Annotated in this window: 11 protein-coding genes and 2 pseudogenes; 5 read left to right on the forward strand and 8 right to left on the reverse strand. The window is 54.4% G+C overall.

The features are described 5' to 3' along the window. Positions 1-1,931: NAD-dependent DNA ligase LigA (gene ligA, locus H7995_RS27520; protein WP_185819271.1), on the reverse strand; the 1,931-nt coding region annotated here is incomplete at its 3' end. Between the two features lie 110 nt (positions 1,932-2,041). Here ligA and H7995_RS27525 point away from each other — a divergent pair. After that, a complete protein-coding gene (locus H7995_RS27525) occupies positions 2,042-2,938 on the forward strand; it encodes a recombination-associated protein RdgC (RefSeq protein ID WP_185819272.1) in 897 nt (298 codons plus the stop codon). An 87-nt stretch (positions 2,939-3,025) separates the two neighbouring features. Continuing rightward, complete coding sequence (locus H7995_RS27530) at positions 3,026-3,400, forward strand: hypothetical protein (protein ID WP_185819273.1); 375 nt, start codon at positions 3,026-3,028, stop codon at positions 3,398-3,400. Positions 3,401-3,460: 60 nt separating this feature from the next. On the opposite strand, the gene H7995_RS27535 is transcribed toward H7995_RS27530, so the two are convergent. The 7 genes from H7995_RS27535 to H7995_RS27565 form a co-directional block, all read right to left on the reverse strand. Beyond that, positions 3,461-3,850 (reverse strand): hypothetical protein, encoded by a 390-nt coding sequence (locus tag H7995_RS27535; protein WP_185819274.1) that lies wholly within the window; start codon positions 3,848-3,850, stop codon positions 3,461-3,463. Continuing rightward, positions 3,843-4,292, reverse strand: a complete 450-nt coding sequence (locus tag H7995_RS27540) for a hypothetical protein (protein WP_185819275.1) — start codon at positions 4,290-4,292, stop codon at positions 3,843-3,845. Before H7995_RS27540 ends, H7995_RS27535 begins: the two co-directional genes overlap by 8 nt. A 101-nt stretch (positions 4,293-4,393) precedes the next feature. Beyond that, positions 4,394-4,864, reverse strand: a complete 471-nt coding sequence (locus tag H7995_RS27545; protein ID WP_185819276.1) for a hypothetical protein — start codon at positions 4,862-4,864, stop codon at positions 4,394-4,396. 75 nt (positions 4,865-4,939) lie between these two features. Then, on the reverse strand, positions 4,940-5,671 hold the full coding sequence (gene trbC, locus H7995_RS27550; protein WP_244647836.1) for a type-F conjugative transfer system pilin assembly protein TrbC: 732 nt from the start codon (positions 5,669-5,671) through the stop codon (positions 4,940-4,942). Beyond that, positions 5,619-6,659 carry a TraU family protein gene (locus H7995_RS27555; protein ID WP_185819277.1) on the reverse strand — a complete coding sequence of 347 codons (1,041 nt, stop codon included), beginning with the start codon at positions 6,657-6,659 and terminating at the stop codon, positions 5,619-5,621. The genes trbC and H7995_RS27555 overlap by 53 nt, the downstream gene beginning before the upstream one ends. Next, positions 6,656-7,285, reverse strand: a complete 630-nt coding sequence (traW, locus tag H7995_RS27560; RefSeq protein WP_185819278.1) for a type-F conjugative transfer system protein TraW — start codon at positions 7,283-7,285, stop codon at positions 6,656-6,658. Before traW ends, H7995_RS27555 begins: the two co-directional genes overlap by 4 nt. Positions 7,286-7,395: 110 nt before the next feature. Beyond that, positions 7,396-8,247, reverse strand: coding sequence for a DsbC family protein (locus tag H7995_RS27565; RefSeq protein ID WP_185819279.1), 852 nt, complete (start codon positions 8,245-8,247; stop codon positions 7,396-7,398). 644 nt (positions 8,248-8,891) lie between these two features. On the opposite strand from H7995_RS27565, the gene H7995_RS27570 reads away from it, so the two are divergent. The 3 genes and pseudogenes from H7995_RS27570 to H7995_RS27580 all read left to right on the forward strand — a co-directional run. Further along, positions 8,892-10,214 (forward strand): DUF5623 domain-containing protein, encoded by a 1,323-nt coding sequence (locus tag H7995_RS27570; RefSeq protein WP_185819280.1) that lies wholly within the window; start codon positions 8,892-8,894, stop codon positions 10,212-10,214. A 681-nt stretch (positions 10,215-10,895) separates the two neighbouring features. Beyond that, positions 10,896-11,027, forward strand: a pseudogene (locus H7995_RS27575) (recombinase family protein); the annotation flags it as partial. 127 nt (positions 11,028-11,154) lie between these two features. Beyond that, positions 11,155-11,939, forward strand: a pseudogene (locus tag H7995_RS27580) (Tn3 family transposase); the annotation flags it as partial. Positions 11,940-13,015: the final 1,076 nt, after the last annotated feature.

Genomic DNA, 13,015 nt, shown 5'->3' on the forward strand with positions numbered 1-13,015 from the left:
CCGGCGGCCTCGCCGGCGACGACGACACTGGTTTTGCTGGATACTGAGCCGGCTACCTTGCCGCCGGCATCTTCGACCAGCGCCTTGGCCTGCTCCCGGTTCAAGGTGGGAAACACACCGGTCAGAACGAAGACTTTGCCCGACAGGGTGCTCCCGGTGGCTTTCAGCGAATCCTGCGGAGAAGTGATCTCGGCGAGGCGATCGGCTTCGAGGCCCAGGGCGTCATCGGCAAAGAAACGCTGAATGTTTGCAGTGGTGTCGGGGCCGACGTCGGGGGTTTGAATCAGTTCGTCATAGGTGGCCACCCTGAACCGCGACCAGGCACCAAATTGTTTGGCCAATGCTTTGCTTGTTGCCTCCCCTACACCTTCGATACCCAGCGAGTAGATGAACCGCGCCAAATCCGGATGCATTGAGGCGGCGATGTTCTTCGTCAATTTTGCCGCGGACACACGCCCAAAGCCTGGCAGGGAGACCACATCAGGAGCCTGAAGAGAAAATAGGTCAGAAGGCATTCTGATCAGCCCAGCCTCGATCATGGCGGTGATCGACTTGTCACCCAGACCATCGATGTTCATGCCCAGCTTGGAAGCGAAGTGGCAAAGCTTGCCCAGCTTTTGCGCAGGACACTTCAGGCCACCGGGGCAGTACGAGCCCACCATGCCTGGCTGGCGCTCAAGACGGGAGTCGCAGGATGGGCAGTTGAGTGGCATGACAAAGCATTGCAGGGTTTCGTCAGCAGTAGACGGTACAACCCTTACCACCTCCGGCACGACATCGCCGGCCCGGCGGACAATGACAGTGCTCCCGTATTTCACACCCTTTGTATTGACCTGGTCTGCATTGTGAAGTGAGGCGCTGGAGACCATTACGCCCCCGACCTGGACCGGGTCAATTTTTGCCACAGGGGTCGCGGCGCCGGTACGGCCAATCTGAACGACAATATCCCGAACGATGGAAATCTTCTCCTCCGCCGGATATTTGTATGCGATCGCGAACCGAGGCGAGCGATTGGTCCAGCCCAGTTTTTGTTGGCCATGCAATGCGTTGACTTTGAACACTACGCCATCGATGTCAAAGGGAAGCGCCGCCCTACCCTCGCCGACACGCTCAAAAAAGCTTTTCAACCCATTCCAGCCCCGCACTACTGCGGTCTCTGGGGCGATGGAAAACCCCAAATTCATCAGGCCTTGAATCAGCTCCCATTGAGTGGTGGCGTTGAACGGTGTTTCTCCGTTCACTCCCGAAACGCCATAGGCATAAAAGCTCAGGCGGCGAGAGGCTGTGATTTTCGGGTCCAGTTGCCGCATGCTGCCGGCCGCCCCGTTTCGTGTGTTGGCCAAAGGCTTCTCGCCGCGGCTCAACAATTCCTTGTTGACCAACTCGAAGTCACTATTTCGCATTACAACTTCACCACGGACGTCCAGGTCAATCGGAAATGGCAGTCGAAGAGGCAGGTTCCGGATGGTCCGCGCCTGAGATGTCACGTTCTCACCGGTAAAGCCGTCACCCCGGGTGGCGGCACGGACAAGGACGCCGCCGATGTAGCTGGCAGCGAGCGCAAGCCCGTCGTACTTCAATTCGCCGGTGAGGTCCAGAGCCTCGGGCTCGACGCCAAGGCCAGCCGCCGCCGCGGTGACGAACGCCATGGCTTCGGTATCGTCCATCGCATCTTTGAGCGAAAGCATGGGCTGGTCATGGGGAGCCGGTTCAAAACCATCAAGGATCGCCCCCCCTACTCTCTGGGTCGGGGAATCGAGCGTGACCAGGTGCGGATGTTGAGCCTCAAGTTCTTGTAGCTCACGAAAAAGAAGGTCATATGCCCCATCGGTGATCAGGGGTAAGTCGTGCGTATGGTATTGGTCCGCGTGTGCGGTAACAGCCGTGCGCAGCTGCTGGATTCGTTGTTCAACAGGAAGAAGAGCAGACATGGTTTTCTCGCTGACAGGACTGGTGTGCACATCATAATAAATCAAACAGTATTATGCGCACGTGTTGTGATTTATTATTGCCTGACAGCCAGCCGCCTTAGGTCGATGCCATGTTTTCAAACCTGCACCTTTACCGGATCACCGAGCCATGGACACTCTCGCCGACGGAGCTGGCCAAGAAGCTCGAGAAGAAATTGTTCAAACCCTGCACGGATAAAATGATCAACTCCAGTGGATGGGTGGAGCCCCGGCCCGGGGCCGGGTTGGTCTATTCCAATCAGAGGCAGCTGCTCCTCAACGTCTGTTTCGAGGAGCGCAAAGTTCCAGAGCCGGTCCTGCAACGGCTAACCATATCCAAGGCGGCTAAAGTTGAGCGGGACAAGGGCTACAAGCCGAGCCGCGCTCAGCTCAAAGAGTTGAAAATGGAGGCTCTTCTTGAGCTGCTTCCCCGTGCCTTCGAGCACCAGGTGACGATTCCAGTTTGGTTGAATACCGCTGCTGGATTGATTGGGATCGACACCGGAACCCCGGCGAAAGCTGACGACGTGATGACCATTCTTCAGGAGGCCATAAACACACCCGCGTCCTTGATTCGCACAAGTATGGACCCAGGATCTGCCATGGCTTCCTGGTTGATGAACAACGAGGCGCCTGATGAGTTCACCGTCGACCGAGAGGTGTACCTGCAAGGGCTCGACATCGAAAAGTCCAAGGTGCATTACGCCCAGCTCAGCCTCGAGCGTGATGAGGTACGACAGCACATCATTGAGGGGCGCAGACCGACGAAGCTGGCGATGACCTGGGATGAACGGATAGCGTTTTTTCTGACTGACAAATTCCAAGTCAAAAAAATTTCTTTTCTGGATAGCGTCAAGGCGGAGATCCCTGACGAAGAAGATGATGAAGCGGCCTATGCGGCAATGTTCCAGGTTTACACCGAGCAGCTGACAAAACTCGTTCCTTCACTGCTTGAGGCTTTGGGTGGAGAAGAATCGGGCGAAGGTTAGGGCCAGGGTGTCGATTGTAAGAGCGTGATCAGCATTACCGGTTACTAGGCAAACGCAAGGCCTAGCACATACTCCGGGAGAATGACCATGAAACTGACTTTTGACACTGCCGTGTTCCAACGTAAAGCCCAGTCCCTCAGCCTGAAGCTGAACCTGAAATCCCAGGCTGTAATGAAGCAGGCCAAGCTGATTGGCGAAGTTGTTTTTCTGTTGGGAAAAGCCTGCTATCTGAAAATGTTCCACGCTCAGATCGTGACTACGACCACCATCGATGTTGATGGGTTCATGAACGTGTTCGAGCTGGAGGGTGTTCCGAGTGTGACCGCAGGTTTGGTCCGCTTGAATTACTGCCAGACCGTTAATGGGTACGTCAAAGCTCGTAGCAGTGTGCTTGTAACCGAGACACAATGGGATCGTCTAAGCCGGCGTGCTGCATTTGGTGCCGGTCGTCTGGCTCACTAGACCAACGATGTACAAAACCCGGACTTTGTCCGGGTTTTTTTTCGACTTTCGATTGGCCTGTCAAAAAAGGTCCTGCACTTTGACTGCTATGAAGGGGGTCACCACAGCGGATTCAGCGATGAAGACGGTGGCGATGTGCACCACAAGCGCCACAGCGCAGAGGATGAATCTGCTCATAGATTGTGAAACAAACAGCTGCATCAGGGTCATCACTAACAGCATCAATCCGCCGCCTATGGAAATCTTGTCCAGCAGCCAGGCGGTGTTTGTCAAAGCTGAGTGGGATATGTCGCCGGATAAGCCGCCGGAAGGTGTGAAGGCGAATTGGTAATAGATCAGCACAATGTCAAAGCAGACCATGGCCAACACTGGCAGCAGGAGTATCACAGTGACTGCCGAAGACTGTCTTACAGCTGGGGAGTGGTGCCCAGTCAGCGCTGACCTATTCATCACAGTACTCCTCATCCTCTTCTCCCTCTCCGTAGAGGTCGCGATAAGCCTCAGCGACAGCTTCGCTGGATGCCCTACTGAGTTCACTTAAGTCCTGTTTGGCAAAGCCTGACGCGATAAGCAAGATGTCCGCATCAAAACTCGACAACGTTGCGCAGATCGCGTGAATTTTGCAGGCGAAGCCGTAGTTCCATGCTTCAAATACCTGGGCGTTCCAGGTGATTGATTTGGAAACCTCTTCGGCAACGTCGCCGGGGTTAACCCATGCACCGTCCCGGTAGATGCAACCGTCGCGAGCAATGCTCATCAGCTCGCCAGATGTAGTACCTTTTTTGAATTTTGCGCAGGTGAGGTCACGCCAGGTGCTCAGGTTGAGACCCAGCCCGTGGAGCCACTCACGGTCCTCTTTGGTTAGCAGATTTTGCATTTTGTTGTCGTCCAAAAAAATGCCTCACAAGGAGGCATTAAAGTCAGGATTGATTAGTTCTATCGAGTGCGAACAATCAAACAACTGTTCAGCCTACAAAGTTACTCAGTTGCTATTTAGGCAGCTACCGCTGACTCACACTTAACCCCGCACAACGTCAAGTCGCCTTTTGCTGGAACCTTGAGCAGGCTTCGGATCAACCGTTCCTTGCGAGCGTTGAATTTGTTTTCGTAGTTCAGGTGGGTAAATCCGAATCCAGCCGAAGCTAAAACTACTAACACTGCTGCTCCTAAAGCCCCAATTACCCACCAGATATAAAGCTGGGCCGGGTTTGTGGTGATAGCAGTGGTGAACCCTTCTGGATCAGAGCAAGCAAAGCCAAATGCCCATGTCATCAGCGCCAATGGCGTGATGAGGATTGCTTGGGTCATTGCGCTCCAGATGATGTAGATGAGGTTTACAAACTGCGCGAGGTAAAGTCGTTTGTCTTGTTGAACAGCTTTGTCGATCTGGCTGAGTTCATTTTCACTCAGGGAACCGACAGTTACGCCATTAATGATGACTTCCCATTTGTACTTATCGGACATAGCACTGTTCCTTTCGGTATGAGTTTCACGAACGGTATTTCGGAATGCCCTACCGCGTAGGGCATAAGGCCAAAGTTACTGAACCGATCCTGGTGCGTTTCGCTGGCGAATCTGTGCCAGTTTGTTCTCTGCCATTTTTGCGATCGTTGGTTGGCCACGAAGGCGAATCGTGTCCAATGCCAACTGGGCAGAGATGTTGCCGGTCACCGAGGTGTACGTCGCTTCGGGTGAACAACCAGTGTCGAGGACTGACTCGGCCTCGGCGCTTGCTACAACGAACGTTGGAACAGCCTCAACCTTGAACGCCTTGAAAAGCTCAGGGTTGACCTCCCAAGGAACGCCCGCTTTGTTCACGTCCAATGCGGCTTGTTTGGTCTGCATCATGGAGCCGTTGACGAAGCCGCGGACTACCAGCACCGCGCCGGTTTCTTTAGCCTGGCGTGTGAGTTCAATGAGTTTGTCCTTCGGCATCGAGAATGAGACGAAGATGATGAAGTCACTCTGGCCGGGCTTACCTTTCGATTCGTTTTTCGCGTTGTTATAACGCGCAACAACGTCGTCCAGCGTTTCTGTCTTGGTCGGCGGCGGAGCGTTGATCACCGGCACGGTGGTTTTGAACGTCCCTGCTTTTACAGGATCGATCTTGCCACCCAGGGTGGCGGTCCGGGCAGCTGACTGCTCGCCCATCAGCTTTTGAAGCTCTGCATCGGACGGCATTTGCATCGACTGGGCACCGGCGCCCAAGCTTATGATGCTAGTTGCCAAGAGTAACGCCGCCGCAGCAGTCGCGTTTACGGAAAATGCCATAGCCAAAGTCCTTGTAACCGGGAATTGGAAACTCTGTATTGGATTCGGTCAGAATGGTGGAGCGCCCGATGGGGCCACAGCATTTGCCGTCAATTTTTGCTGTTTCAGGTTTGGGGTACAGTCGGGTGAGCTTGTACTGGCGCTTGTCCATGATGATCTGTGGGTAATAGCCACACATGGCGCCGCTGCCCATTGCTGCCCACTGCGTTCCCGCGGCGTGCAATTTGGCGAGAATCCTGGTCGTCTGTAACCGAGCTGTCTGCTCCATGCTCAAATGCGCTTCGTTATGGCCAGTCAGGGGGTACATGTGGCCATACGAGCCGGCAGCCCAGAAAATGGTTGAGAGCGGGAACCCTGCCGCAGCTGCCACCGCGTCCGCGGACATTGCACCGATCGCTAACATGCTGCCGAATGGGAAGGCATACGGTGTGAGGATACCGGCGAGTTCGTCATCGTTGTGCGTGGGGTCGGCAAACGAGACCCAAGGGACGTCCATGCCACGCTGATCCATGCAGGTGTCATCCAGGATCGCCCCCATCACATACATGGCAGGGTTGAGGTAAAAGTTGACCTGCATGAAGGAGTCGCGAGTGCTTGAGATGCCGCCGCCCTGGTCATCGGAAATCTGCCCGAATGCATCCGAGTTCACACCAACGTTTACCCGGGCCCCACCGAGCAGCGGAAAGCAGCCTGGCACCGTGGTGACGTCCGTCATCATGTCGAATTCCCAGAAGGATGTCGGGATACCCACTTTGGGCGGGTTGCCACAGAAGCAAAATGCACTTTGTCCGCCACCGCTGTCGAAGTCCTCCTGGCCATCCGAAACCAGATTGGTCGAGCCGAAAAGCTTGATCGGGAACATGCAGGACCAGCAAACGTCAGAAATGAGGTTTGGAAACTTGCCGGTGCAGATCTCGTCGGCGTTGACGCTGAGAGTAGTGAGAAGCCCTGTGATCAAGAAGCCCAGGGCCATAAAAGTCTTTTTCATAGCTTGAGCTCCTCGATTTGGAGTTGCCGGCCTTTCTGGGTGATGACGGCTGGCACACGCTCAATACCGAACTTCTTGGTCAGGATTCCCTGCTGGTCAAAGTAGACAGGCCTCCCCCACTCGCGATTCAGCTTAAGAAAGGACCCCGCAACGAGTATTACTTTGTCCCGTGGGTGCTCCTCGGTGCGCTGTTTGGCATAGGCCAGTTGTTTGGGATCCCTGCCATCAATGAAGATGATCGCTTTGCTCAGCGAGATGTAATCCAGCGGATTGATCTTGGTACCTGCCGGCACCAAGATATTGCCGAGATGGTCTTTGACGGTCTCGGCGTAGGTATAGGTCGGGTCGTACATACGAATCTGCGGTTCCACTACCGCTTCAATACCGGCCAGCGGCTTGGGGTTCTCCAGCCCGGCCAGTTGTTTGTCCCGGTAGTTGTTCCAGTATTTTGAGAGGTCCCCTTTTTTCTCCATTTCACCCAACCGACCTTTGATCATGTCGATTGCATCCTGCTCTTGGACATCCCAGGTGTTGCCGTATTGGCCCAGCTGTTCAGCATGCAGGTTGATTGAGGTGAGATAGAGAGCAGGAACGAAGGCAATGGCACAAAGGCGGCGTAGCTTCATCGCAACTCCAGATAGGTTCGCCGGTGGGCGTCCCAAGGTGAGATCTGAGGTGTCCAAAAACAACGTGGCCATCGAGATGGCCACGAGAGGATCAAGTGCTGAGGTCCAGCTTATGCGCCACCATTCAGCCACGACTCCAGGCGTTCAAGCGTGCCTAAGCCGGGCATCTTGCGACCGTCTTCGCTGAACATGGTTGGGGTGCCCTGGACGCCGAGGCTTTCAGCCAGACCGATATTGCGATCGATAGGGTTGGCGCACTTCGACGATGCCGGCATGACGCCTTTCATCATGTTGTCCCAGGCGACGGCGCGATCTGCTTCAGGCAGGCACCAGATGGATTCGGCTTTCGCCTTGGCCTGAGGGTGTAGCGATTCGATCGGGAAAATGAAGGTGTAGATCGTCACGTTTTCGAGTTGGGTGAAGATCTTGTTCTCGAGATCGTGGCAGTAAGGGCAGTCCGGGTCGGTAAACAGATAGATTTTGCGAGAGCCATCGCCCTTCACGCGGGTAAATGCGTCGGCGAGCGGGAACTTGGACACATCAACTTTTTCAGCCGCCGCTCGTTTCGGTGCTGTCAGGTCCTGCCGTGTTTGCATGTCATACAGGCTACCGAACATCAGGTACCGGCCTTCGGCGTCCGTGTACGCGATGTTTTTGCCCATGGTGATTTCGAAAATGCCAGCCAGGGGGGCTTTGACGACGTTGGTGAAGTTAGTCGCAGGGTATTTTTGACGCAGGCTGTTGATCACAGCCAGGCTTTCGAGGTCGGCTGGTGCTGCCGGCGCAGCTGCTGCAACAGGAGCTGGGGCGGGTGCTGCGACTTGCGGTGCTGCGGTCGGGGCAACTTGGGCAGCGGTGTTCGTAGTAGCTGCGGCGGCCGGTGCTTGGGTTGTGACAGCTTCGTCAGCGTAAACAGCCAGCGAGCAGCTGGCGAGGGCGATTGCGAGTGCAAGCTTCTTCATCGATTACCTCAGATTTGAAATGGTCTATTACAGGATTATGTGTACGTGTGATGCCATACTAGCAATACGCATAACACAAGACCATACGCCGGCAGTATTTTTTAGTTTTTCCTGGATTTTCCTTGAACAGGTACGGCCTATTGCACCCGGCAGCGCCGGGGCAAGACTGTGGTCAGGATGTGCATCGCGACAGATGGCGCCTGGCACCATCGGCGTGCGTTTGTGGAATGCACCTTTCAGAGATTTAAATCTGCAACTGAGGATTTAAAACTGTCGCTGCGGATGGACGGCTTGCCGGCTAAGGCATCGAACACACGGCTGGTGTTACTTCACCGCTCGAACGAAACACGCGTACTCAGATGGTTGGCAAGCGCCACTGGTGCCGGGAACTGAGGGCTAACGATCGCTACGCCAAATCCGATTTCAACCAGATTCGCGAGCATATAGGCACTGATGACCAGCGGCATTGGTTGCGAAAGCTTGCGCGGTCTACAATTAGATGTGGCTACCAGCAGGCGCCAGATACCCGTTTTTGCGAAGCCGCACTAGCGGCACTGTCAGTATCTCCTAACCTCGGTCCATGTCTTTGGCCCTGGTGCGCAGCGGTGGACGGGTGACGCTGCAAGTAGGGCCGGAGATCAACCATGGCTACCGAAAATACTCGGCCGACTACCCTTGCAGGTGTCAAACGCCTAGCCAAGTTCATCAAGCAAGAACAAGACATCCCGTATCACGACGCTCTGGATGGCGCTGCCCGAAAGGCTGGATTTCAGAACTTCCGCCATGCTCAGTCAGTTCTGGGGGCATCCGCTTGCGATCAACATCGAGTTTTTTTGACGTTCTACTGGGGAGAACATGACAGGTCGGCGGGATCTATATCCGGCCCAGTCGTGCGGTCGGGTCGGACTACCTTCGAATCCCTATTACCTGTCCCCTTAAAGGACCTATTGCCTGGGAAGTCTCTGGAGCGGACGCCTTACCTGAACGGCTTTCGGCTGGAAGCACCCGATCATCTCGAACTTAGGGGTGACTTTTACGACAAAAATGAAGGCGTGCGGATGGCTGAGATGGCGGCACTGGCACTTAATTTTATGGCGGCGACAGGCCTAAGAGCGCCGCTAGAAAGCGAGATGTATAGACCATACCTAAATCTCTCAAAGCATCCAGACCACAGCTCTCACTGGTACGACGAAGAATCGAAGTGCGAAGTCGTCCTGGATGAACCATATCGGCCAATGTCCCAAGATGAGATCGACTGGGCTAAGGATCACGGATTTTATACCGTAGGGGTCCCTTGGAGAGGTATTTATTTGGCCGGCTACACACCACGGCTGCATGCTGTGTCTGAGGCGGTGCTTTCGCGTTTGGTCGGGAAGCTCGTAGCCTTGGAGGCCTGGCTGAAAGATCAGAAATGGACACACAACTCCGATTCGTATCAAAGTCAATTCATCAGCCCGGCCAGGGTCCTCAGTGGCAAGCGAAAGCCACCGAGAATCATGCCAACTCCACAGGGGGTCGAACGAGCGGGAGCTGTGCCGTGTGGGGATGGTATGCCAGGGCACCGATCACTTTGGCGACCTGCACGCCGAATGGACCTGAATAAGCACTTACACATCGGCCCTATCATGAGCAGCCTTTGGGTTTCCATGAGCTGGAACTGGACTCGCATAGGCCCAATCCGCAGCACTCTGGACGCTTGGTTTCGCAATGAGTATGAGGAAACAGATCTACCCAAGAAGGAATTACGGCGGATCTACGACTTACCAAAACCGGCCCTCATCAGCGGAACAGCCAATCAACTGACGGCACTTGCCGATGTCAGGCAGACAATTGTGGAGGGGTATCAGAACTGCAAGCCAAAGAGGGAGCTACTGGAAGAAATTGATAAAGTTGAGCGATGGATTCGACGGACCCAAGCTAAGCAGAATGCAAAGGCAACGATCCGCCGCCCGGAGGGGGCTGCATAGTATCAATAGCCCATCCCGGCATTGCGGGGGAAAGAGTGCGTGGTCCTCTCCCCCGCGTAAATTCAATTTATCAGGAGCTAACAATATGGACTTGGACGAAGCATTGCGACGGCGCCTTGAGGAGAACCTTAATGGTAGTGGTTGGGGGGTGCTTGAGTTTCACCCAGACCCAAGCGCCGTCCGTTTCTGGCTGTACTCTGTAAACCTTGTAAGTGGTCGGGGGCAAGCCGAGATAAGGGGAAAATTCACTCACTTCGCTCATAACATTATGTTTTTTATTGCCTTTCTTTTTTTTCGAAAACTCGGCTTCAGGACTTGGGGCTAGGTTGATGTTTTACGTCGTAATAAAGAGCCAGCGGCGTTTTCTTCGAAGGCTCTAGCCTCTTCGATATAGCCGTGTCCACCATTCCATCCACCCGAACGAGACCAATAGCAATTTCGGCTTCAACCTGCCTTGGTGGGACCGCCTGCTGGGAACCTACCGAGCCCATCCGAGGGACGGCCATGAAGGCATGGACATCGGCATCGATCAGTTCCGCACGCCTCGAGACCTCTGGATCGACCGGATGCTGATACAACCCTTGCGCGGTACGGTGAACGGATATCCTATCAATCGGCAGAAGGATACGGATTAAGTCAGCCTCCCCATCGGCGACTCAACGGTCGTTGCTTTCCCGCTCACAGGATGGTGCCTACCGGAGCCGCAAGAAAGTCCTCTCCGGCGAGCAAGTTGCCACGTTGCGGCAGCAGGCAGCGGCCGGTGAGTTCGGCATCAGCCGTGAAACCCTCTACCAATACCTTCGCACGGACGACAGTTCCTCGACTTTGACGACTACCTGCTGCCTCCCGAGAAATTCGCCGCACTCTAGCGGGAACAGGCGCTGCCACTGGTGTTCAGCCCAAACAGTGACCAGTACCTGGAAGAGCGCTTGTGCCTGCTGTGGGCAACTCGACCTATGTGCTCGACGGCTCGCTGTATAACGAGTCCGATCTGCGGATCGAGGAACACTACATCGATACGGCTGGCTTCATTGATCACGTTTTCGCCGTGGTGCACCTGCTAGGTTTCCACTTCGCACCGCGTATCCGCGGCCGTGGAGAAATCAAACTGTAAGTGCCGATAGCGTCCAGGACTACCCGACACTTCGCCCAATGATCGGCGGCAGCTTGAACATCAAGCATGTCCGAGCCCACTGGGACAAAAATCCTGCACCCGGCTAGCTCGATTAAGTAGGGCACCGTCATCGCCTCGTTGATGCTGCGCAAACTCGGCATCTACCCGCGCTAGAACGGCCTCGCCGTGACCTTGCGCGAGCTTGTTCGGTCCGACCGCACGCAGTTCATATTGGACTGGCTGCAAAATGTCGAGGTGCGTCGCGGCGTGCATGCGGGACTGAACAAGGCTTAGGCCCGCAACTCTCTAGCCAGAGCGTTGTTCTTAACCGCCTCGGAGAGATCAGGGATCGGAGTTTCGAGCAACAGCGCTACCGGGCTAGCGGCCTCAACCAAGTGAGGGCCGCCATCGTGCTATGGAACATAGTGTACTTGGAGCACGCCACCCACGCCCGAGATGACTCAGGTAAGCCAGTTAATCCTGAGCTGCAGCAATGTCTTTCACCGCTGGGTTGGGAGCACATCAATCTGATCGGCGATTATGTCTGGCGGCAGAGCCGCAGTCTGGAAGACGGGAAGTTCAGGCCGTTTCGGCAGTTCGGAAAATCTTAGCGATTTCTTCCGAATTCTTCGGCCCCTCATTCGTGGGCTGGAAGGATATGAAATCTGCCTTGGCCTACGTCGACTCATCGGCGTCATTCGGCGGATTGATGCCAGGGATGTAAAGTTCCTACCGGCGAGCACTAATGACCTGACTCAACCTTCAGGCAATTTTCTATAGAGCGGGAGCGCTATCTCTCAAGGTCGGCCACACTGGCATAGCGTGTTTGGGTAGTTGCCACTACTAGGCATATGCCATGCTGGTCGCTTGAAAAACGTATTGAGCAGTGACTAATCTCATGAGCTCATGTAGATAATCGGTAGTGGAAAAGTAGCGAACATGTCTATTTCGCCAAGCTTCTGCCCCGGGTCACAATATGCTTTACGCCAATATTGCAACAACTCGGTATTCGACCTGATATTCAATCGCATAAATCCATGGGTTTTTTTGTAACAGGCCAGCCCTGGATGTCTCTAAATATTAGAAATATGATAATACTGATTGACTGTACGAAATTCAAGAATGAGAGGTGGTGCCGACAACGCAGGCATCTCCACCCTAGGCACAGGGACGTGCCAACCAAATTAATCACGTACGCTTAGGCTACACCCAAGCGTTTGTACTACATATAGGAAGATTGTGTATGGCCGATTTTTTTAGAATATGGAGCAAGCCAGCTATTTTACGGGGTGCAGGCTGGGTTGCACTGGCTGTCGGCACAGTGCTCAATATAATCAACCAGGGTGATAAAATTTTGAGTACCCAAAATATTTTCTGGTGGCATTTGCTGCTCAATTACGCTGTACCCTTCGCAGTATCGAGTTACAGTGCGGCTCGACATGAACAAAAAGCGCGATCGAAAAGCCGTATATAGATTGTAGTTGAATCTCCAAGTTATACGCATGCTGCATTCTATGTAGATAGCATATAGACGGGTACTGTAGATTGGGGATAACGGAACAGAAAGAGCACTTAAGCCCGGCCATCTCCTTTCAGCGCAATAGTCCATGTACCACAGCTTCGAGCGCCCGAATGGAGGCCACTGTGTGCGCAAAGGGTGGTTGCGGTAGGAATGGCAGTTACCTGC

Origin of the sequence: Pseudomonas kielensis (genome assembly GCF_014236655.1) — a bacterium.
GTDB lineage: Bacteria > Pseudomonadota > Gammaproteobacteria > Pseudomonadales > Pseudomonadaceae > Aquipseudomonas > Aquipseudomonas kielensis.